Origin of the sequence: Pseudomonas sp. UBA6315 (assembly GCF_002438125.1) — a bacterium.
Classification (GTDB): domain Bacteria; phylum Pseudomonadota; class Gammaproteobacteria; order Pseudomonadales; family Pseudomonadaceae; genus Aquipseudomonas; species Aquipseudomonas faucium.
This window is the reverse complement of the sequence record NZ_DJTF01000184.1, coordinates 1-19,579: the sequence shown is the minus strand read 5'-3', so window position 1 is coordinate 19,579 and position 19,579 is coordinate 1. Positions and strand designations below refer to the sequence as shown.

The window sequence follows — 19,579 nt, the reverse complement described above, 5'->3', positions numbered from 1 at the left end:
CCGCTCGGCCTCCTGAAGTCGCGATCTGTGTCGCCTGGACTTGCGCGCACGAAAAGCAAAAGCAACGGCAAAAGCGAAAGCAACGGCAAAAGCGAAAGCAACAGCAAAAGCGAAAGCAACGGCAAGAGCAACGGCGAGAGCAGGGGATGGGTTAGTGAGGATGGACTGTAAGTGCCACCAATCGAATCACCACCGGCCGGACCATCAGTACGCAGATGAATGCCACCGGCATAGCAAGTTGGTAAGCCTTGAGCACGTTATTCAAATACTGCGCATCCACGCCCGCATTGGCAGCGGTAATCACGAAGCACATCAACAACGCCATGATCGACGACATATACAACGCAAACACGTAGGGCGTGGCGCTAGGGCGCAATTTGCGCCGGCTGCGCGGCTGGGACAGGTCGCTCATGCAAACTCCTGGAAAATGGCTGGAAGCGCAGGTTATCAAGCCAGCAGTCGACATCTGTAGACCGGTAACGGTGAGTTCTTTATAAAGAGATTCTTACGAATCCCAAGGCTCGCCATGGACCTGCTCAACACCATCCGCAGCTTCATCAAGGTCGTCGAAGCCGGCAGCATTGCCGCCGGCGCCCGCACCCTCGGCCTCAGCCCGGCCGCGGTCAGCCAGAACCTCGCACGGCTCGAAAGCCACCTGCAGGTACGCCTGCTCAGCCGCACCACCCGCAGCATGGCCCTCACGCCGGCCGGCGCGCAGTACTACGAACGCGTCCGGCATATCGAACGCGACCTGCTGCAGGCCGAGCAAGCCATCACCACGCCCGACAGCGAACCCCAGGGGCGCCTGTGCATTGCCTCCACCTCCGCGTTTGGCCGCCATGTGCTCGCTCCGTTGATCCCAGCCTTCAGCGCCCGCTACCCCTTGCTTTCGATAGAGTTGGTAACGACTGACCGACGCGTCAACCACGCCCGCGAAGACGTCGACATCAGTCTGCGCATCACCCCGCAGCTGGAAGACCATCTGCTTGCACGGCACATCGCCCGCGTCCCGTTCATCTGCTGCGCATCCCCAGGCTACCTGGCGCAGGCGGGCCTGCCAGCCACACCAGAGGCGCTGCGTGAGCACCGCTGCCTGGTGTTCCGCTACCCGGTGGACGGCCGCTTCCTGCGCTGGGGCTTCATGCGCGACGGCCTGCGCTTCGATGCGCAGTTCGGTGCGGTGCTGATCAGCGACGACATCGACGCCCTGACCCAAATGGCGCTCAACGATGGTGGCATCACTCGGCTTGCCGAATTCGTGGTCCGGCCACATCTGGCCACCGGCGCACTGGTGCCGCTGTTCGAGTACAGCGAGCAGGGGCAGGCCTACGCCCAGACCGAGCCGATGGATATCTACCTGTGCCTGGCAGACCGTTTTGCCCTGACGCCCAAGACGCGCGCCTTCATGGATTACCTGCACGAAGCATTGGGCGAAACCTGGCAGGTGCAGGCATGAAAAAACCGCCACGAGGGCGGTTTTTCATACAGCAGGTACGAATCAGAAACGGTAGGTGAGGGAAGCACCGATACCGTGAGCGCTGTTTTCGTACTTGGCCTGGTAACGGCCCTTGGTCGGGCTGGCCAGGTTGACCTTGGTGTCCTCTTCCCACAGGTAGGAATAGGCCACGTCGATGGTCATGTCGTCGGTTGGGCTGTAGCCGGCACCGAAGCTGACTGCCTTGCGATCACCCGTAGGGATGCGCGGCGAACGGTCGTGGTTGTTGGTCGGCGACTGGTCGACGGAGAAGCCGGTACGCAGTACCCACTCCTTGTTGACCTTGTAGGACGCGCCAATGGCGTGTGCCCAGGTGTCATGCCAGTTCTGCTCTTCGGTGATGGTGCCGAACTGGCCCACCAGCGGAGCGGGTACATCGTTGTTGACGGTGATGTCCTTCAGGCGGCTCCAACGCGTCCAGGTGCTGCCTGCGTACAGGGTCCACTGGTCATCCAGCTCGTGGGTAACCGAGAAGTCCACCGACTCCGGGGTCTTGATCTTCAGCGTGGCGTCGAACTTGCTGCCGCTGAACGGCCCGATCAGGGCGTTGTTGACCTTGGTGTTGCCTTCGAGCTTGTAGTCGACCATCGAGTGGTAGGTCATGCCGACGCGGGTACGGTCGGTGGCCTGAACCAGGATACCGATGTTGTAGCCCACGGCAGTGTCGTCGCCCTTGATCTTCACTTCGCCATCATTGAAGCCAGGAGAACGCGGGTTGATGGTGTTCGACCCCAGCTCGCCCTTGATCTTGTTGATGGTCGGGCCGAAACCGATCGACACCTTGTCGTTGAAGGCGTAGCTGACGGTTGGCTGGAAGGTGATGACCTCGACGTGGCTCTTCTTGCCCCAGTAGCGTGCGGCGTCGCCGCTGCCGTAGTCAGTGACCAGGCCGAAGGGCACGTAGACGCCGAAACCGACGCTCCAGTGCTCATCGATCGGCTTGACGTAGTAGCCCATCGGTACCCCCACCGTTGGCACCATGTCACCGTCGGTTTCACCCGGCAGTGGGCTGCTGCCCGGGCCCGAAATATCGGTCTTGGCGATAATGGCTGCGCCCCCCACGGTCACTTCCTGGCGCTTCAGGCGAGACATGCCGGCAGGGTTGCCATACACCGTGCTGGCATCATCGGCAGCGGAAGAACGACCCGCGAAACCTGTCCCCATGCCGCTGATGCTCTGTTCGTTGAGGGCAAAGCCGGCAGCGAACAGTTGGCTGGAAGCGAGAGCAACGGCAACGCCGAGGGAGGTTTTGAGCATTACTTTTTTCATTATTAGAAACTCCTTGGGATCTCCGGGGCGAAAAGCTACCAACAAATCACGCTCTGCGCTATAGCCTGTATCACAGGAGATAGAGCGGTTTTGTAGGACAATCCGACCAAAATTCCTTTTTTTCCGGTAATACTGTAGGACAGTTCTCAAGATACCTCTGGCAATTTCTGAGCAATGCACAGTTGCCAGGCTTGGGTGAAGTCGCGCAGGCGACCCTGAGGGTGAAAAATCTGACGCCAGATGCGCGCCTGGCCCAACAGGTCGTCGGCGTCAGGCAACTCGGTCGCCTGGGCTTCGATGAGCATCCAGGCAATGGCGGTGGCGTAGCGCAAATTGACCGCGAGTTCCAGGTGCGGGCCGCCCAGGAAGGCGTGCTGGCTCGCCAGGCCGCGGACCAGGCTGGCAAGTTCCGGGTCACGCGCGAGGAAGTCGTCCCACACTGCCTGATGCCGGCTTTCGCCAATGCGATAGAGGCCATGCCCTCGGCGGTCGTGCAGCGCCGAGCCGAGCGCCGACTGGCTGGCCGCAATCCCCAATAGCAGGGCTTCGGCACTGGCGCAATGACGATTCAGGTAGACCAGGGTCGGTCGGATCACATACTGACACAATTCATTCGCCGCGATACCCATGATGCCCTCGAGCAGTAAGGGGCCGACGGGCGCTGGAGCTTGGCAGCTGGTGAATGATCAGGCCCGCCGGAAGCGGATCGGACCGCTCGAGTTGAAGTGTAGTGTGATAAGCGTGATGTAAAGAGCTGTTTTTAAATCGATTGCTGCCTGAGGTCGGAAGCCATATGCCTTGCGGCAATTAGGCCAAGAACCATCAGGCAGCTCGCCGAGGCCGGCATTCAATGGCTGAATGCCCTGGCATTCACCGCTCACGCGGTGAGCGACTGGCGCGTCCTGGCGATCACCGCCTGCAGCGGTTCCGAGCGGGTGTACTGCTCGGGATACAGGCGTTCGGTGTGGCAGGCGACGCCGTGTTCGTCCACCAGGGTGAAGCTGAAGTTGCCCTTGCGTGGGGCAGTGATAAGGCACTTCAACGGCGAGAAGGCCTGGGAGAGGGTGCCAATGGCAGCCTGAATCTGATGATGGGTATGCATATTGTTGGAGGTTCCTGCTTTAAACACGGGGGATATGATCCGTGCATGATAGAAACGTTCCAGTGACGCCTTTATTAAGGGACGAACGAACCTGACTGGAACAAAGCAGCCAGAGAGAGCGCAATCAAATGTGGGCGCTTGGGCTGACTGGTAGGTACTTCAGAGGGCAGGCAGCATCCCGGGGCCAAGGTTCTAGGCCGGTCGGTATGGAATCCTGATCAATCTGTCACGTGATTCGTGCTTGAACAGCGCGTTGGCTGGCGAGTGAATCATCGAAAGGGCCGGTCCTGGTTTCAGCAGTTGCTCTTGGGGGGAGCAGGTCTGCAAGGACGCTTCTGGCCAGAATTGACTTTCAGCTTGGTACTAACGAGGCGCACCTTACCGGAACGCGTGGGGCTTTGCAAGCCTTTGCACGTTTCTTCAGGCGAGCCGCGCAGTATGGCGTGTCTTTGCCCACGTGGGAAGAGGGGCAAGTGGCCTCCAAATGGCCCGATGTACCGATTTCGTGCATCCGAATGCAGGTTTTTGGTGCACTTGTGCACATTCGAGGCGTGACTTGTAACAGCCCGGCAACAGCGCCCGATACGCTCGCCAATGACTTGACTGGCACCTTAAGTCAATGAAAAAAAACACTAATTTTTACTGGTGAAAAAATCGTCAGTTTGACTGCAAGCCCCATTTCATAGGGGTTTGCAGGGTCCTTAGGGAGGTTGTCCACCGAGTTATCCACAGGAACTGTGGATTGTCCCGAGCGCTTGCTCTAGGACGGGCGTGCTAGCAAATCGGAGAACTGTCCGACAATCGACAGGCACCTGCCGACTGCCCGGTCACCTGTTTGAAAACGTCAAGAAAAGATCAGTGAAATTTTTTTTCAATCCTCCAGAAATCGACAGGCCATGCCGTGCAAAAAAGGGTAGAGTGGCGCGCCTTTCGAGTTGCCCTGTCTGTTGCTCATGAAGTTTCGCGGTAAACACCTCGCCAGCCCCGCCGTTTCGACGTCTGCCCCCACGCCCAAACGCTTTTCATTGAAAGTGGCCCTGTGGCTGCTCGACAGCCCGCGCCTGGGCGACAAGCGCCAGGTCAAGCACCTGGCCGGGCGCCTGCTCAAGCAGCCGGCGCGCCAAGGCGTGGTCGAAGCCCAGAGCCGCCTGGGGCAGATGCTCTGCCGCGAGTGCGGCAATGCCCGGGACCGGCGCATCGGCCATGACCTGCTGCGCCAGGCGGCGCGTGCCGGGGACCGGCGGGCACAGTTGGAATACGCTCGCCTGTGCCAGGCCAGCGAGCCGGAGCAGGCGTCGGACCAGGCAGGCTGATAAGCTGCAGGCAATTTGCAACAGACCGTCGGGGTAAGCATGGCAGTGGATCTGACCAGCATTCTGCTGGGCTTGGTGGCAGGCGCCTTGCCGTGCCTGGGGTGGCTCATGCACGTGCAGCGTCGCCAGGGCGCCCGGCAGGGCGAGCAGGCCCTGCTCCAAGAGCGTCTCACTGGCGCCCTGCTGGCCCAGGCGGGCCTGCAGGCGCAGCTGGAGGCCAGCCGTGACGAGGTCAGCGACCTGAGCGAGGCCAACACCGTCAAGCAGACCCAGCTCGCCGCCCAGGGCCGTGAGCTGGAACTGCTGCAGGTCGACCGTGACAACGCCCGTGACGCCGCCCACGCCTGGCACCTGGAGCGCGCCAGCCGCGAAGCCGAATTGCGCCGCCTGGAGGCCCAATGCGCGCGCCTGGAAGCCGAACTGCGCGAGCAGCAGGACAGCCACCAGCAGCGCCTGGAAGACCTGCAGGAAGCCCGCGACACCCTGCGTGCGCAATTCGCCGACCTGGCCACGAAAATCTTCGACGAGCGCGAGCAGCGCTTCGCCCAGACCAGCCAGCAGCACCTGGGCCAGTTGCTCGACCCGCTCAAGGAACGCATCCAGGCCTTCGAAAAGCGCGTCGAGGAGAGCTACCAGCAAGAGGCCCGCGAGCGTTTCTCCCTGGGCAAGGAGCTCGAACGCCTGCAGCAACTGAACCTGCGCCTGTCCGACGAAGCCACCAACCTTACCCAGGCGCTCAAGGGCCAGAAGACCCAAGGCAACTGGGGCGAGCTGATCCTCGAACGGGTGCTGGAGCATGCCGGGCTCGAGAAGGGCCGCGAGTACCAGACCCAGGTCAGCCTCAAGAGCGCCGACGGCGAGCGCTTCCAGCCCGACGTGCTGATCATGCTGCCCGGCGACAGGCAGGTGGTGGTTGATGCCAAGGTCAGCCTCACCGCCTATCAGCAGTACGTCAGCGGCAACGATGAAAGCGCCCTGAAGCAGCACGTGCAGTCGCTGCGCAGCCACGTCAAAGGCCTGTCGAGCAAGGACTACAACCGCCTCGAAGGGCTCCACAGCCTGGACTTCGTGCTGCTGTTCGTGCCCATCGAGGCGGCGTTTTCAGCCGCCTTGCAAGCCGAGCCGAACCTGTTCCAGGAGGCCTTCGACCGGCAGATCGTGATCGTCAGCCCGACCACCTTGCTGGCCACCTTGCGGGTGATCGACAGCCTGTGGAAGCAGGAACGCCAGGGCCAGAACGCCCGCGAGATCGCCGAGCGCGCCGGTTGGCTGTACGACAAGTTCGTGCTGTTCATCCAGGATTTGGACGAGCTGGGCGCGCGCCTGCAGCAGGTCGACAAGGCCTACGCCGCGGCGCGCAACAAGCTGTGCGAAGGGCGCGGCAACCTGGTCAGCCGCAGCGAGCAGCTCAAGCTGCTTGGCGCCCGGGCCAGCAAGAGCCTGCCGGCCGACTTGCTGGAGCGGGCCTTGTCCGACGATGCCCCGGCCGATGCCGCGCTTACTGCACCAGGCTCAGATGGCGATTGAGCAGGGCACGCAGGGCCGCCGGCTTGACCGGCTTGGCCAGGTAGTCCAGGCCTGCGGCATGCACCGTGGCCAGGGTTTCCTTGCTGCCATCGGCACTGATCACCACCCCCGGCACCGGCTCGCCCAGGCGCGTGCGTAGCCAGCCCATCAGCCCGGTACCGGTCTCGCCGTCATCCAGGTGGTAGTCCACCAGCGCCAGGTGCGGGCGCATGCCCTTGGCCAGCAGTGCCTCGCATTCGGCGCGATTGCGCGCGGTCCATACCTGGCAACCCCAGCGGCTGAGCAGGCTGTTCATGCCAATCAGGATGCTGTCTTCGTTGTCCACGCACAGCACCTGCAGGCCGGCCAGCGGCTGGCTGGCCTGTTCCACGGGCGCCGCAGGCGCTGCCGCGGCCTGGCGGGCGATCGGCACATTGACGCGAAACACCGTGCCCTTGCCCGGCCATGAACGCACTTCGAGGCGGTGGCCGAGCACCCGGCACAGGCCGTCGGCGATCGCCAGGCCCAGGCCCAGGCCTTTTTCGGCGCGGGTCTGGTGGCTGTCCAGGCGCTTGAACTCCTGGAAAATCACCTGCAGCTTGTCGTCGGCGATGCCCGGGCCACGGTCCCACACCTCCAGCCACAGGTGTTCGCCCTGGCGGCGAACGCCCAGCAGAATCGGGCTCTTGCCGTAGCGCAGGGCGTTGGTGAGGAAGTTCTGCAGCACCCGGCGCAGCAGTTTCATGTCGCTGTCGATGCGCAGCTGGCTGCCGCGCAGGCGGAATTCCAGGCCCTTTTCCGCTGCCAGCACCTTGAACTCGGCGCCCAGGGTGTCGAACAGCTCATTGAGCGCGAACGGCTTGGCGTCCGGGGTGATCTTGCCGTTCTCCAGGCGCGAGATGTCCAGCAGGTCGCTGATCAGTTCTTCGGCCGAGCGCAGCGAGCTGTCCATGTGCTGGACCAGTTGCTGGGCCTCCTCGTTCATGCCTTCGGCCTGCTGCGACAAGGCGGCGGAGAACAGCCGTGCGGCATTGAGCGGTTGCATCAGGTCGTGGCTGACGGCCGCCAGGAAGCGGGTCTTGGACTTGCTGACCGCCTCGGCCTGGCTCTTGGCCTCCGACAGCGCCTGGTTCAGTTGCGACAGTTCGTGGGTACGCTCAGCCACGCGCTGCTCCAGCCCTTCGTTGGAGTCACGCAGGGCTTGCTCCGCCTCGCGGAACGGGGTGATGTCGGTGAAGCTCATGACGAAGCCGCCGCCGGGCATCGGGTTGCCGATCAGCTCGATCACCCGGCCATTGGGGAACAGCCGCTCGGAAGAATGGGCGCGGCCCTGGCGCATCCAGTGCAGCCGGCGCGCCACGTGCACCTGGGCCTCGCCCGGGCCGCACAGGCCGCGTTCGGCGTTATAGCGGATGATGTCGGCGATCGGCCGGCCGACGCTGATCAGCCCGTCGGGGTAGTTGAACAGCTCCAGGTAGCGGCGGTTCCAGGCCACCAGGTGCAGGTTCTGGTCGACCACGCTGATGCCCTGGTTGATGTTCTCGATGGCCCCTTGCAGCAGCGCGCGGTTGAACTGCAGCACCTCGCTGGCTTCATCGGCGATGCGCACCACGTCTTCGAGCTGCATGTCGCGGCCCTCGATGGCGGCCTTGACCACGGCGCGGGTCGAGGAGGTGCCGAGCACACCGGCCAGCAGCCGCTCGGTGTGCTCGATCCAGTCGCCGTCGGCGTTCTGGTTGGGGTTGAAGCCCTTGCCCTGGCGGTAGGCGAAGCGGATGAAGCTCTGCCGGGCACGTTCTTCGCCGACGAAGCGCGAGGCCAGGGTCAGCAGGTCGTCGATCTGCACCGCCAGCAGCGGCTTGCTGCTGGGGCGGGCGCTGGTCTGCTGGCCGATGAAGCGCCCGGCCTGCCAGTGCTCGGAGACGCGGGTGCGCGAGAGCATCGACACCCAGGCGAACAGGGTGAAGTTGCCGGCCAGCGACAGCACCACGCCTTGGGTCAGCGGGGTGATCGGCAGGTTCAGCGGGTTGCCGTGCAGCCACGAAAGGCCCGGGAACAGCTCCAGCGGCCAGCCCAGGCTGTGGGCGGTAATGGGCAATACCAGGGTGTAGAACCAGAGGAAGATGCCCGCCGCCAGGCCGGCGAACACGCCGCGGCGGTTGGCCTGCTTCCAGTACAGCGCGCCGAGCATGGCCGGGGTCAGCTGGGTGACCGCGGCGAAGGCGATCTGGCCGATGGTCGCAAGGCTTGCGGTGGAGCCGAGCAGGCGATAGCTGACATAGGCCAGCAGCAGGATGACCACGATGGTCACCCGGCGTACCGACAGCATCCAGTGGCGGAATGCCTCGAACGGCCGCTCGGCGTTGTTGCGGCGCAGCAGCCAGGGCAGCAGCATGTCGTTGGAAACCATGGTCGACAGCGCCACGGCCTCGACGATGACCATGCCGGTGGCGGCCGAGGCGCCGCCGATGAAGGCCAGCAGCGCCAGGCTCGGGTGCGCCTCGGCCAGTGGCAGGCTAATCACGAACGAGTCGGAAATCACCGTGCCTGGCAGCAGCATCTGCCCCGCCAGGGCAATCGGCACCACGAACAGCGCGGCCAGCGCCAGGTACATCGGGAACACCCAGCGCGCCAGGCGCATGTCCTGCGGCTCGATGTTCTCCACCACGGTCACGTGGAATTGGCGCGGCAGGCAGATGATCGCCATCATCGCCACGGCGGTCTGCACCACCATCGACGGCCAGTTGATGGTTTCCTGCCAGTAGCTCTCCAGGTGTATCGACTGGCGTGCCTGGGTGAACAGGTCGTCAAAGCCGTCGTACAGGTTGAACACCACGAACACGCCGACGGCGAGGAAGGCCAGCAGCTTGATCATCGATTCGAAGGCGATCGCCAGGACCATGCCGCGGTGGTGTTCGGTGACGTCCAGGCTGCGCGTGCCGAAGACGATGGCGAACAGCGCCAGCACCAGCGACACCACCAGCGCGGTGTCCTGCACGCGGGTGCCGGTGGCGTCGGCATTGGCGCCGATCAGCAGGTTGACGCCGAGCACGATGCCCTTGAGCTGCAAGGCGATGTAGGGCAGCACGCCAACCAGGCAGATCAGCGCCACCACCACCGCCAGGGTCTGCGACTTGCCGTAGCGCGCGGCAATGAAGTCGGCGATCGAGGTGATGTTCTGCTGCTTGCTGATCAGCACCATCTTCTGCAGCACCCAGGGCGCGAAGATCAGCAGCAGGATAGGCCCCAGGTAGATCGGCAAAAACGCCCACAGCTGTTCGGCGGCCTGGCCGACCGCGCCGAAGAAGGTCCAGCTGGTGCAGTACACCGCCAGCGACAGGCTGTACACCCACGCACGCAGGCGCGGCGGCAACGGTGTGCTGCGGCGGTCGCCGTAGAAGGCGATGGCGAACATGATGGCCATATAGGCCAGGGCGACCACGGCGATCAGCCCGCTGGACAACGACATGAAAACTCCGGAGCAAAAAAAGGTAACGCGGTCCCGATCAGTCAGTCTGGCACGCGGGCGCCGGTTCGTCAGCGCCGACGATGGTTGTAGGCGCGGCTTCAGCCAGCGCAGGCTACATCAATTGCGTCGCGTACCCAGCCAATAGAACACCCCCGCCAGCAGCACCGACATCACCAATAGATAGAAGATCACCCCCGGCCACCACAGCCCCAGGGCAAACCCGACCATCACCGGCCCCAGCGCCGCCCCCAGGTTGGACAAGTTCTGCGCCCCGTAATACACCCCGCGCAGATGCTCCGGGGCAATCAGGTCGATGAACATGTACTCGGCAGGAATCACGATGATCTCGCCCAGGGTGAACACCAGCATCGCCAGGCACCAGGCCAGCACCGACCCCGCCAGCGCAAAACCCAGCAGCCCGGCGATGAACAAGGCCATGCCGGCCATCAGCCAAGGCATCAGGCGCTGGCGGCTGATGCGCCTGCCGATCAGGTACTGCAGGGCGATCACCGTCACGGCATTGGTGGTTACCAGGTAACCCACCAGGCGCGCCGCCTCGCTGGCGCTGGTGGTTACCACAAGGTACTGCGACAGGTAGGCGGTGAACTGCCCGAACACCACGGCACTGAGCACGCCGCCGAGGGTGAAGCACACCAGCCGCCGATCGCCTGCCAGGCCTAGCGCCACCTGGGCGAAGCCGGCGCCGGCCTGTGCGGGCGGGGCCTGCAGCCCGCGATCACCCAGGCGCCAGTAGGCCAGGCACATGCCCAGGCCGATCAGCGCGGAGGCGATGAAAGGCAGGTGCTCGTCCATCTCCAGCATGGCAACCCCCAGCAGCGGGCCGACGGCATAGCCGACGTTGCTCAGGGTGTACTTGATGGCGAACACCTCGGCGCGCCGCTCCACCGGCAGCAACGCGCAGAAGCCAGCCTTGGCGGCGATGTCGACCACGGCCAGGGTCAGGTTGATCAGCACCAGGCAGAGGAAGAACAGCAGCGCCGAGCGGCTGGCGATGGCGGCGGCGAAGGCCAGGGCGAACAACAGCGTGCTGGCGCTGATCAGGCTGTGGTTGTGCAGGGTGTCGACCAGGTGCCCGCCATACAGGCTCAGCAGCGAGGCAACGATCAGGGCGCCGCCGATCAGCAGGCCGATGTGGCCGACCGAGAGCTGGAAGGTGTCGGCCAGGTAGACCACCAGGTAGGGCAGGGTGAGCGCGCGGGCCAGGGTCAGGATGAAGGTGGTGGCCAGCAGCAGGCGTACCGCTGCGGGGTAGTGCTTGAGGGCGGCGAGCATTGCCACATCCTTGTTGTGGGAGGTTGCCGATGCTGAGCATAAGACATGGGCGGCTGCTGCGCAGCCTATCGCCGGCAAGCCGGCTCCCACAGGTGCTCCAGTACTTCAAAGGCTGTGGCCTGGCTGTGGGAGCCGGCTTGCCGGCGATGGGCGCGCCACGAAATCGGCGACCAGCGGAGGATTGACACCCCGCCACCCACGGGGAATACTCTCGGAAAAATTCATATATATGTTTAGATAACGAGACGAGAGCGAGACCCATGCACCCATTGTCCGGTGATGCTCGACTGCCCCGCTACCAACAGCTGCGCGACCACCTGGTCGAGCAGATTGCCAACAACCGCTGGCGCCCAGGCGAGGCGATCCCGACCGAGGCCGCGCTGGCTAGCGAATTCGACATGTCGGTCGGCACCGTGCGCAAGGCGGTCGACGTGCTGGTCGCCGAAGGCGTGCTGGAGCGCCAGCAGGGCCGTGGCACCTTCATACGCCGCCCGCAGTTCCAGTCTTCGCTGTTCCGTTTCTTCCGCTTCGAGTCCGCCAATGGCGAACGGGTGATGCCGCAAAGCCGCATCCTCTCCATCGACCCCGTACCGGCGCCCTCTGCGGTAGCCCAGGCCCTGGGGCTGGCCGCCGAGGCCGAAGTCATCCGCATCGTCCGTACCCGTCTGCTCGGCGCACAACCGGTGCTGGCCGAGGAGATCTGGCTGCCGCGCCAGACCTTCCAGCCGTTGCTGGAGGTAGAGCTGCAGAGCAAGGGCCCGCTGCTGTATCCGATCTACGAGGAGCTGTGCGGCCAGGTGGTCGCCTACGCCGAAGAGACCCTGACCGCCGAAGCGGTCGACGCGGTGCATGGCCGCCTGTTGCAACTGCCGGCCGACAGCCCGGTGGTGGTGATCGAGCGCCTGGCCCGTGACTACGCCGGCAAACCACTGGAATGGCGCCGCTCGCGCGGCCATGCGCAGCACTTCCGCTACCGCATCGACATTCGCTGAACCGCCGGCTTCGCCCTGTTTACCCGTCTGCGCCGTCCTGCCACGGCGCGGTGGCTTCGCCTGCCCGGTCGCCAGCGTGCCCAGAGCTTCGGCGCGCCCGGCCGTAACACCCACAATTAGAAGGATAACAATCATGTTCAGCTGGTATCGCCAGATCACTTCACGGGAACGCAAGACGTTCTGGGCCTGTTTCGGCGGCTGGTCGCTCGATGCGCTGGAAGTGCAGATGTTCGGCCTGGCCATCCCGGCGCTGATTGCCGCGTTCTCGCTGACCAAGGCCGATGCCGGCCTGATCAGCGGCCTGACCCTGGTCACGTCGGCCATCGGCGGCTGGCTCGGCGGCGCCCTGTCGGACCGATACGGGCGTGTGCGTACCCTGCAGTGGATGATCCTCTGGTTCTCCTTCTTCACCTTCCTCTCGGCGTTCGTCACCGGCTTCTACCCGCTGCTGTTCGTCAAGGCCATGCAAGGCTTCGGCATCGGTGGTGAATGGGCCGCAGGCGCGGTGCTGATGGCCGAGACCATCAACCCGAAATACCGCGGCAAGGTCATGGGCACGGTGCAGAGCGCCTGGGCCGTGGGTTGGGGCCTGGCGGTCGGGCTGTTCACGCTGATCTATTCGCTGGTGCCGGCGGACTACGCCTGGCGGGTGATGTTCTTCGTCGGCCTGCTGCCGTCGCTTTTGATCATCTGGGTGCGGCGCAACGTGCCGGAGCCCGACAGCTTCCAGCGCCGGCAGCAGGAAAAGGCCATCCCCGGCAGCTTCTTCAAGTCCATGGCCGGTATTTTCCGCCCCGAACTGTTGCGTGTGACCCTGCTCGGCGGCCTGCTGGGCCTGGGTGCCCACGGCGGTTACCACGCGGTGATGACCTGGCTGCCGACCTTCCTCAAGACCGAGCGCAACCTCTCGGTGCTGAACTCCGGTGGCTACCTTGCGGTGATCATCTTCGCCTTCTGGTGCGGCTGTGTGATCAGCGGCCTGCTGATCGACCGCATCGGCCGGCGCAAGAACATCCTGCTGTTCGCCCTGTGCTGCGTGCTGACCGTGCAGGCTTATGTGTTCTTCCCGCTGACCAACACGCAGATGCTGTTCCTCGGCTTCCCGCTGGGCTTTTTTGCCGCCGGCATCCCGGCCAGCCTCGGTTCGTTCTTCAACGAGCTGTACCCGGCCGACGTGCGCGGGGCAGGGGTCGGCTTCTGCTACAACTTCGGCCGCGTACTGTCGGCGGTGTTCCCGTTCCTGGTCGGGCACATGAGCGAATCCATGTCGCTGGGCAGCGCGATCGGCATCGACGCCGGCATCGCCTACGGCGTTGCCATGCTCGCCGCACTGTGCCTGCCGGAAACCCGCGGCCGCACCCTCGAAGCCACGCCGGCGCCGACCGTGGCCTGCGCTGCAGCCAAGTAACCTGGACCTTGTTTCGATTGAACATCATGCCCGACGCCACCGCTTCACCGATCACCGCCATCGACAGCCATGCCCACGTGTTCAGCCGCGGCTTGAACCTGGCCAGCGGGCGCCGTTACGCGCCAAGCTACGACGCACCGCTGGGCGACTACCTGGCCCAGCTGCAGGGCCACGGTTTCAGCCATGGCGTGCTGGTGCAGCCGAGTTTCCTGGGCACCGACAACCGCTACCTGCTCAGCGCCCTGCAGACCGCGCCGGGGCAATTGCGCGGGGTGGTGATGCTCGAGCAGGGCGTCGGCCGTGAGGCCCTGGACGACATGGCCCGCCTGGGGGTCAAGGGTGTACGCCTGAACCTCATGGGCCAAGCCCTGCCTGACCTCACCGCTGCCCAGTGGCGGCCGATGCTGGAGCGCATCGGCGAGCAGGGCTGGCACCTGGAGCTGCACCGCCAGGTGGCGGACATTCCAACCCTGGTGCGGGCGTTGGAGCCTTATGGCCTGGACCTTGTGATCGACCATTTCGGCCGGCCCGATGCTCGCCTTGGCCTGGGGCAGCCAGGGTTTGCCGAGTTGCTGACCCTCGGCGGCAAGGGCAAGGTCTGGGTGAAGGTGTCCGGCATCTATCGGCTGGAAGGCACTGTGCAGCAGAACCTGGCTTTCGCGCGCCAGGCACTGGGTGCGCTGGAGGCGCATTACGGCGCCGAGCGGCTGATGTGGGGCAGTGACTGGCCGCATACCCAGCATGAGGGGGCGGTGAGTTTTGGCACGGTGGTCGAGCAGTTCGAGGCGCTGGGCTGTTCGGCTGAACTGCGCCGGGCGCTGCTGGTGGACACGGCGCGGGGTTTGTTCGGCTTTGGTTGATGTTGTGCCCTTGCTGGACCCATCGCCGGCAAGCCGGCTCCCACAAGTTGTGGGAGCCGGCTTGCCGGCGATGGGTCCGACTGACACGGCAGGGCTTTGCGGCTTGCCAGGGTTGGCCTTTCCCGTGCAGATTTGTGGCTTGCGGCGGCCTGCGTGCCTCCAACTACAAAAGTCACTCAGGAACAAGGACGATGAGTCACCCCTCGCAATTCACCTTGCTCGGCAAGCGGCGCTTCTTGCCGTTCTTCATCACCCAGCTGCTGGGCGCGTTCAATGACAACCTGTTCAAGCAGTCGCTGATCCTGGCGATCCTGTTCAAGCTCAGCCTCGGTGACGGCGACCGCTCGATCTGGGTCAACCTCTGCGCGCTGCTGTTCATCCTGCCGTTCTTCCTGTTCTCGGCGTTGGGCGGGCAGTTTGGCGAGAAGTACGCCAAGGACGCATTGATCCGCGCGATCAAGCTGGCCGAAATCGCCATCATGGCCGTGGGCGCGCTGGGCTTCGTCAGCGACCACCTGGCGTTGATGCTGGTGGCGCTGTTCGGCATGGGCACCCACTCGGCGCTGTTCGGCCCGGTGAAGTATTCGATCCTGCCCCAGGCCTTGCGCGAAGAAGAGCTGGTCGGCGGCAACGGCCTGGTGGAAATGGGCACCTTCCTGGCCATCCTCGCCGGTACCATCGGTGCCGGGGTGATGATGGCCAGCAGCAGCTACGCCACGGTGGTGGCAGGCGGCGTGGTCGGCACGGCGGTGCTCGGTTACCTGGCCAGCCGCTGGATCCCCCGCGCGGCGGCGGCATCGCCGCAGATGCGGCTGGACTGGAACATCTTCAAGCAGTCGTGGGTGATCCTGCGCATGGGCCTGGGGCAGACCCCGGCGGTGTCGCGTTCGATCGTCGGCAACTCGTGGTTCTGGTTCGTCGGCGCCATCTACCTGACCCAGATTCCGGCCTACGCCAAGGACTGGCTGCACGGTGACAGCACGGTCGTGACCCTGGTGCTGACCCTGTTCTCGGTGGGCATCGCGCTGGGCTCGCTGCTGTGCGAGCGCTTGAGCGGGCGCAAGGTGGAGATCGGCCTGGTGCCGTTCGGCTCGTTCGGCCTGACCCTCTTCGGGCTGCTCTGGTGGTGGCATTCCGGCGATGTGCCGGCGGCTGCAACCCCGCACGACTGGCTGGCGCTGCTGAGCATGAGCCAGGCCTGGTGGATCCTGTTGTCGATCGTGGGCCTGGGCGTGTTCGGCGGCTTCTACATCGTGCCGCTGTACGCCCTGATCCAGGCACGCACCGCCGAAGACCAGCGTGCCCGGGTGATTGCCGCCAACAACATTCTCAATGCCTTGTTCATGGTGGTTTCGGCGATCCTGACCATGGTCCTGCTGGGGCTGGCCGACCTGAGCATCCCGCAGCTGTTCCTGGTGGTGTCGCTGCTCAACGTGCTGGTCAACGCCTACATCTTCAGGATCGTGCCCGAGTTCACCATGCGCTTCCTGATCTGGCTGCTCAGCCACTCGATGTACCGCGTGCAGCATCGCGACCTCGAGCGCATCCCCGACGAGGGCGCGGCGCTGCTGGTGTGCAACCATGTGTCGTTCGTCGATGCGCTGCTGCTTGGCGGGGCGATCCGCCGGCCGATCCGGTTCGTCATGTACTACAAGATCTACAACCTGCCAGTGCTCAACTTCGTGTTCCGCACGGCCGGCGCCATCCCGATTGCCGGGCGCAGTGAAGACCCGGCCACCTACGAGCGCGCCTTCGCCCGCATCGCCGAGTATTTGGCGGCGGGGGAGGTGGTGTGCATCTTCCCCGAAGGCAAGCTGACCGGTGATGGCGAGATCGATGTGTTCAAGGGGGGCGTCAGCCGCATTCTCGAAGAAACCCCGGTGCCAGTGATTCCGCTGGCGTTGCAGGGCTTGTGGGGCAGCTTCTTCAGTCGCGACCCTGGCAAGGGCTTTTTCAAGCGGCTGTGGTCGCGGGTGACCATCGTCGCGGGCGCCGCCATCCCGGTGGAGGCGGCGCAACCGGAGTTGTTGCGCGAGCAGGTCAGCCGCTTGCGCGGCGACCTGCGTTAGGCGGGAGCCGTCAGCTGGCGCTGACTTTCAGGCCGATCAGGCCGGTGACGATCAGCGCCACGCTGGCCAGCCGAATCAGGGCCATGGATTCACCGAACAGGATGATGCCGGCGATCACCGTGCCCACTGCACCGACACCGGTCCAGATGGCGTAGGCGGTGCCCAGCGGCAGCTCTTTCATGGCCAGGCCCAGCAGGCCCAGGCTGATGACCATGGCGCCCACGGTGAGGATGGTCGGCAGGGGGCGGGTGAAGCCGTCGGTGTACTTGAGGCCGACCGCCCAGCCAACCTCGAACAGGCCGGCGAAGAACAGGATGATCCAGGACATGTGTGAGTCTCCATCGTTTCAATGATGGGGCCGTCCCCGGAGTGGTCACGCGGTGCGTCGTGAGGCCGTCCTCACAGTGGGCACTATGGTGCACATCTTCTTATTGCTGGGCAAGTTCATGCCGGCCTCTTCGCGGGCAAGCCCGCTCCCACTGTACTGGGCTGTATCTGTGGGAGCCGGCTTGCCGGCGATAGGGCATGAACAGCCAGCATCAATCCCGAGCGGGTTCCCTACCTTCCAATACACCCTCAGGCGCTTCCATCCGCCGAAACCAGGTCGACAGCAACGCCCCGGAAATATTGTGCCAGACGCTGAACAGCGCACTGGGCACCGCCGCCAACGGCGAGAAATGCGCCGCCGCCAAGGCCGCCCCCAACCCCGAATTCTGCATGCCCACCTCCAGCGCCAGCGACTTGCGCTGGGCGAGTGGCAGCTTGCAGCACTTGCCGGTGAGGTAACCCAGCAGGTAGCCAAAGCTGTTGTGCAAGATCACCACCGCCATGATCAGCAGCCCCGATTCGGCGATTTTCGCCTGGCTGGCCGCCACCACGGCGCACACGATCATGACGATGCTCACCACCGACACCAGCGGCAGCACCTGCACCGCCAGCTGCACGCGCGCGCCCAGCACGCGTTGCGCCACTACGCCGAGCACGATCGGCAGCATCACCAACTGCAGGATCGACCAGAACATGTCCATGAACGATACCGGCAGCCAGGCCGAGGCCAGGAGCCAGATCAGCGCCGGCGTCAGCAGCGGTGCCAGCAGGGTGGTCACCGCGGCGATCGCCACGGCCAGTGCCAGGTCGCCCTTGGACAGCCACACCATCACGTTCGACGCCGTGCCGCTCGGGCAGCAGCCGACCAGGATCACGCCCACGGCAATTTCCGCCGGCAGCTGGAACAGCTGGCACAGCAGCCAGGCCATGCCCGGCATGATCACGAAATGCGCGACCACCCCCAGCGCCACGCGCCAGGGCTGGCGGGCGAGGGCGGCGAAGTCGTCGAGCTTGAGGGTCAGGCCCATGCCGAACATCACCAGCCCCAGCAGCGGCACGATCGCCACCTTGAGGGCGATGAACCATTGCGGTTGCACGAAGGCAAGGCAGGCGAACACCAGCACCCAGAGGGCAAAGGTGTTGCCGACGAAGCGGCTGAGGGCGGCGAGGGCGCGCATGGGAGAAGTCCTTTTATCGTTGTTTCTCTGTAGTTTTCACTGGCCCTTTCGCGGGACAAGCCCGCTCCCACAGGTACACCGCAGTCCTTCGAACCTGTGGTGTACCTGTGGGAGCGGGCTTGTCCCGCGAAAGGGCCGGCACTGTCACAGCACCGGCAGATCAGCTGGCTCAGACCCCTTGCGGAATCTCTTCGCCACCCAGTGCCTCGAACAGCACCGGCAGGAACTCGCTGAAGGTCATCATCATCAGCAGGAAGCTGGCATCGAACTGCTGCGCGGCCTCATCGCCGCCATCCTGTTCGGCCTGCTCCTGCAGCAGCTCTTCGAACTTCAGGCGCTTGATCACCATCTTGTCGTCGAGCACGAACGACAGCTTGTCCTGCCAGGCCAGCGCCAGCTGGGTGACCACCTTGCCGGTGCTCAGGTGCAGCTGGATTTCCTCACCAGTCAAGTCCTGGCGCTTGCAGCGCACGATGCCGCCGTCTTCGGCGGTGTCGCGCAGTTCGCACTCGTCCAGCACATAGAAGCCTTCGGCAGCCTGCTGCGACTTGACCCAATCGGTCATGGTCGCGCTCGGGGCGATTTTCACCGTGGCCGGGCGCACTGGCAGCGAGCCCATCACTTCGCGCAGGGTCGACAGCAGGTCTTCGGCGCGCTTGGCGCTGGCCGAGTTGACCAGGATCATTCCCAGGCGCGGGGCGATCGCGGCGAAGATCATCGAGCGGCGGATGAACGCACGCGGCAGGAAGGCCTGGATGATCTCGTCCTTGATCTGGTCGCGCTCTTTCTTGTAGACCTTGCGCATCTGCTCGGTCTCGATCTCTTCGACCTTTTCCTTCACCGCATCGTTGACCACGCTGCTGGGCAGGATGCGTTCTTCCTTGCGTGCGGCAATCAGCAGGAACTCGCCGCTGACGTGCACCAGCGGGGCGTCTTCGCCTTTGCCGAAGGGGGCGACGAAACCATAGGTGGTCAGCTCCTGGCTGGCGCAGGGGCGGGCCGGCTTGCTGGCCAGGGCAGCTTCCAGCGTTTCAGCCTCGAAGGGGACATCCTGGGTCAGGCGGTAGGACAGCAGGTTCTTGAACCACATGGGGGGCAATCTCTCCTTAAGGCATAAGCCGGGCATTATTCTCCGAGCAGCCGTTCCAGGCCAGCCCTGTCATAGGGCCAGCAGCGCTTATGGAGGTAATGAAAGGGGCGACGAAGCTAGGTTATTGAAAGGGCTGAGATTTTTTTTGAAAAAGTTGAAAAAAGTGCTTGCCAGGGTAGCAACCCCTCCGTAGAATGCGCGCCACACC

The 19,579-nt window shown here is 64.3% G+C and carries 15 protein-coding genes and 1 pseudogene; 7 read left to right on the top strand and 9 right to left on the bottom strand.

Going from position 1 to position 19,579, the window contains the following annotated elements; all coding sequences use genetic code 11:
• Positions 1–151: 151 nt before the first annotated feature.
• On the bottom strand, positions 152–412 hold the full coding sequence (locus B3E94_RS22380) for a DUF2798 domain-containing protein (RefSeq protein WP_176518267.1): 261 nt from the start codon (positions 410–412) through the stop codon (positions 152–154).
• A gap of 114 nt (positions 413–526) precedes the next feature.
• On the opposite strand from B3E94_RS22380, the gene B3E94_RS22375 reads away from it, so the two are divergent.
• Positions 527–1,456 carry a LysR family transcriptional regulator gene (locus tag B3E94_RS22375; protein ID WP_286915253.1) on the top strand — a complete coding sequence of 310 codons (930 nt, stop codon included), beginning with the start codon at positions 527–529 and terminating at the stop codon, positions 1,454–1,456.
• 42 nt (positions 1,457–1,498) lie between these two features.
• Here B3E94_RS22375 and B3E94_RS22370 read toward each other — a convergent pair whose 3' ends face one another.
• The 3 genes from B3E94_RS22370 to B3E94_RS22360 form a co-directional block, all read right to left on the bottom strand.
• Positions 1,499–2,764, bottom strand: a complete 1,266-nt coding sequence (locus tag B3E94_RS22370; RefSeq protein ID WP_286915252.1) for an OmpP1/FadL family transporter — start codon at positions 2,762–2,764, stop codon at positions 1,499–1,501.
• 146 nt (positions 2,765–2,910) lie between these two features.
• Entirely contained in the window at positions 2,911–3,393 is a 483-nt protein-coding gene (locus tag B3E94_RS22365; protein WP_286915251.1) for a hypothetical protein, read from the bottom strand.
• Positions 3,394–3,641: 248 nt separating this feature from the next.
• Positions 3,642–3,866, bottom strand: coding sequence for a hypothetical protein (locus tag B3E94_RS22360; RefSeq protein WP_176518263.1), 225 nt, complete (start codon positions 3,864–3,866; stop codon positions 3,642–3,644).
• Positions 3,867–4,819: 953 nt separating this feature from the next.
• Here B3E94_RS22360 and B3E94_RS22355 point away from each other — a divergent pair.
• Both B3E94_RS22355 and rmuC read left to right on the top strand, forming a co-directional pair.
• Positions 4,820–5,161 (top strand): annotated as a pseudogene (locus B3E94_RS22355) (sel1 repeat family protein); the annotation flags it as partial.
• A gap of 171 nt (positions 5,162–5,332) precedes the next feature.
• Positions 5,333–6,706, top strand: coding sequence for a DNA recombination protein RmuC (gene rmuC, locus B3E94_RS22350; protein WP_286915254.1), 1,374 nt, complete (start codon positions 5,333–5,335; stop codon positions 6,704–6,706).
• On the opposite strand, the gene B3E94_RS22345 is transcribed toward rmuC, so the two are convergent.
• Both B3E94_RS22345 and B3E94_RS22340 read right to left on the bottom strand, forming a co-directional pair.
• A complete protein-coding gene (locus B3E94_RS22345; protein ID WP_236237420.1) occupies positions 6,678–10,154 on the bottom strand; it encodes a hybrid sensor histidine kinase/response regulator in 3,477 nt (1,158 codons plus the stop codon). The two genes, rmuC and B3E94_RS22345, sit on opposite strands and share 29 nt — an antisense overlap.
• A 117-nt stretch (positions 10,155–10,271) precedes the next feature.
• On the bottom strand, positions 10,272–11,447 hold the full coding sequence (locus B3E94_RS22340; RefSeq protein ID WP_286915250.1) for an MFS transporter: 1,176 nt from the start codon (positions 11,445–11,447) through the stop codon (positions 10,272–10,274).
• Between the two features lie 260 nt (positions 11,448–11,707).
• On the opposite strand from B3E94_RS22340, the gene B3E94_RS22335 reads away from it, so the two are divergent.
• From B3E94_RS22335 to B3E94_RS22320, 4 genes are all read left to right on the top strand, one after another.
• Positions 11,708–12,439 (top strand): GntR family transcriptional regulator, encoded by a 732-nt coding sequence (locus tag B3E94_RS22335; RefSeq protein WP_176518259.1) that lies wholly within the window; start codon positions 11,708–11,710, stop codon positions 12,437–12,439.
• Positions 12,440–12,572: 133 nt separating this feature from the next.
• Positions 12,573–13,847 (top strand): MFS transporter, encoded by a 1,275-nt coding sequence (locus B3E94_RS22330; protein ID WP_176518258.1) that lies wholly within the window; start codon positions 12,573–12,575, stop codon positions 13,845–13,847.
• Positions 13,848–13,873: 26 nt separating this feature from the next.
• Positions 13,874–14,707: an amidohydrolase family protein gene (locus B3E94_RS22325; RefSeq protein WP_286915248.1), complete on the top strand. Its 834-nt coding sequence runs from the start codon at positions 13,874–13,876 to the stop codon at positions 14,705–14,707.
• A 191-nt stretch (positions 14,708–14,898) separates the two neighbouring features.
• Positions 14,899–16,776 carry a 1-acyl-sn-glycerol-3-phosphate acyltransferase gene (locus tag B3E94_RS22320; protein WP_286915247.1) on the top strand — a complete coding sequence of 626 codons (1,878 nt, stop codon included), beginning with the start codon at positions 14,899–14,901 and terminating at the stop codon, positions 16,774–16,776.
• Between the two features lie 10 nt (positions 16,777–16,786).
• Here the strand turns inward: B3E94_RS22320 and sugE are convergent, their stop codons facing one another.
• From sugE to rdgC, 3 genes are all read right to left on the bottom strand, one after another.
• Positions 16,787–17,104, bottom strand: coding sequence for a quaternary ammonium compound efflux SMR transporter SugE (sugE, locus tag B3E94_RS22315; RefSeq protein ID WP_176517930.1), 318 nt, complete (start codon positions 17,102–17,104; stop codon positions 16,787–16,789).
• A gap of 211 nt (positions 17,105–17,315) precedes the next feature.
• Positions 17,316–18,281: a bile acid:sodium symporter family protein gene (locus B3E94_RS22310; protein WP_286915246.1), complete on the bottom strand. Its 966-nt coding sequence runs from the start codon at positions 18,279–18,281 to the stop codon at positions 17,316–17,318.
• A gap of 169 nt (positions 18,282–18,450) precedes the next feature.
• A complete protein-coding gene (rdgC, locus tag B3E94_RS22305; RefSeq protein WP_176517928.1) occupies positions 18,451–19,371 on the bottom strand; it encodes a recombination-associated protein RdgC in 921 nt (306 codons plus the stop codon).
• Between the last annotated feature and the right edge of the window lie 208 nt (positions 19,372–19,579).

Bases quoted from the DNA above. Each gene is read 5' to 3' on its own strand.
- rdgC (WP_176517928.1), bottom strand. From the start codon at position 19,371: ATGTGGTTCAAGAACCTGCTGTCCTACCGCCTGACCCAGGATGTCCCC.
- B3E94_RS22335 (WP_176518259.1), top strand. From the start codon at position 11,708: ATGCACCCATTGTCCGGTGATGCTCGACTGCCCCGCTACCAACAGCTG.
- B3E94_RS22345 (WP_236237420.1), bottom strand. From the start codon at position 10,154: ATGTCGTTGTCCAGCGGGCTGATCGCCGTGGTCGCCCTGGCCTATATG.
- B3E94_RS22325 (WP_286915248.1), top strand. From the start codon at position 13,874: ATGCCCGACGCCACCGCTTCACCGATCACCGCCATCGACAGCCATGCC.
- B3E94_RS22365 (WP_286915251.1), bottom strand. From the start codon at position 3,393: ATGGGTATCGCGGCGAATGAATTGTGTCAGTATGTGATCCGACCGACC.
- B3E94_RS22330 (WP_176518258.1), top strand. From the start codon at position 12,573: ATGTTCAGCTGGTATCGCCAGATCACTTCACGGGAACGCAAGACGTTC.
- B3E94_RS22320 (WP_286915247.1), top strand. From the start codon at position 14,899: ATGAGTCACCCCTCGCAATTCACCTTGCTCGGCAAGCGGCGCTTCTTG.
- B3E94_RS22370 (WP_286915252.1), bottom strand. From the start codon at position 2,764: ATGAAAAAAGTAATGCTCAAAACCTCCCTCGGCGTTGCCGTTGCTCTC.
- B3E94_RS22310 (WP_286915246.1), bottom strand. From the start codon at position 18,281: ATGCGCGCCCTCGCCGCCCTCAGCCGCTTCGTCGGCAACACCTTTGCC.
- sugE (WP_176517930.1), bottom strand. From the start codon at position 17,104: ATGTCCTGGATCATCCTGTTCTTCGCCGGCCTGTTCGAGGTTGGCTGG.
- B3E94_RS22380 (WP_176518267.1), bottom strand. From the start codon at position 412: ATGAGCGACCTGTCCCAGCCGCGCAGCCGGCGCAAATTGCGCCCTAGC.
- B3E94_RS22360 (WP_176518263.1), bottom strand. From the start codon at position 3,866: ATGCATACCCATCATCAGATTCAGGCTGCCATTGGCACCCTCTCCCAG.
- B3E94_RS22340 (WP_286915250.1), bottom strand. From the start codon at position 11,447: ATGCTCGCCGCCCTCAAGCACTACCCCGCAGCGGTACGCCTGCTGCTG.
- B3E94_RS22375 (WP_286915253.1), top strand. From the start codon at position 527: ATGGACCTGCTCAACACCATCCGCAGCTTCATCAAGGTCGTCGAAGCC.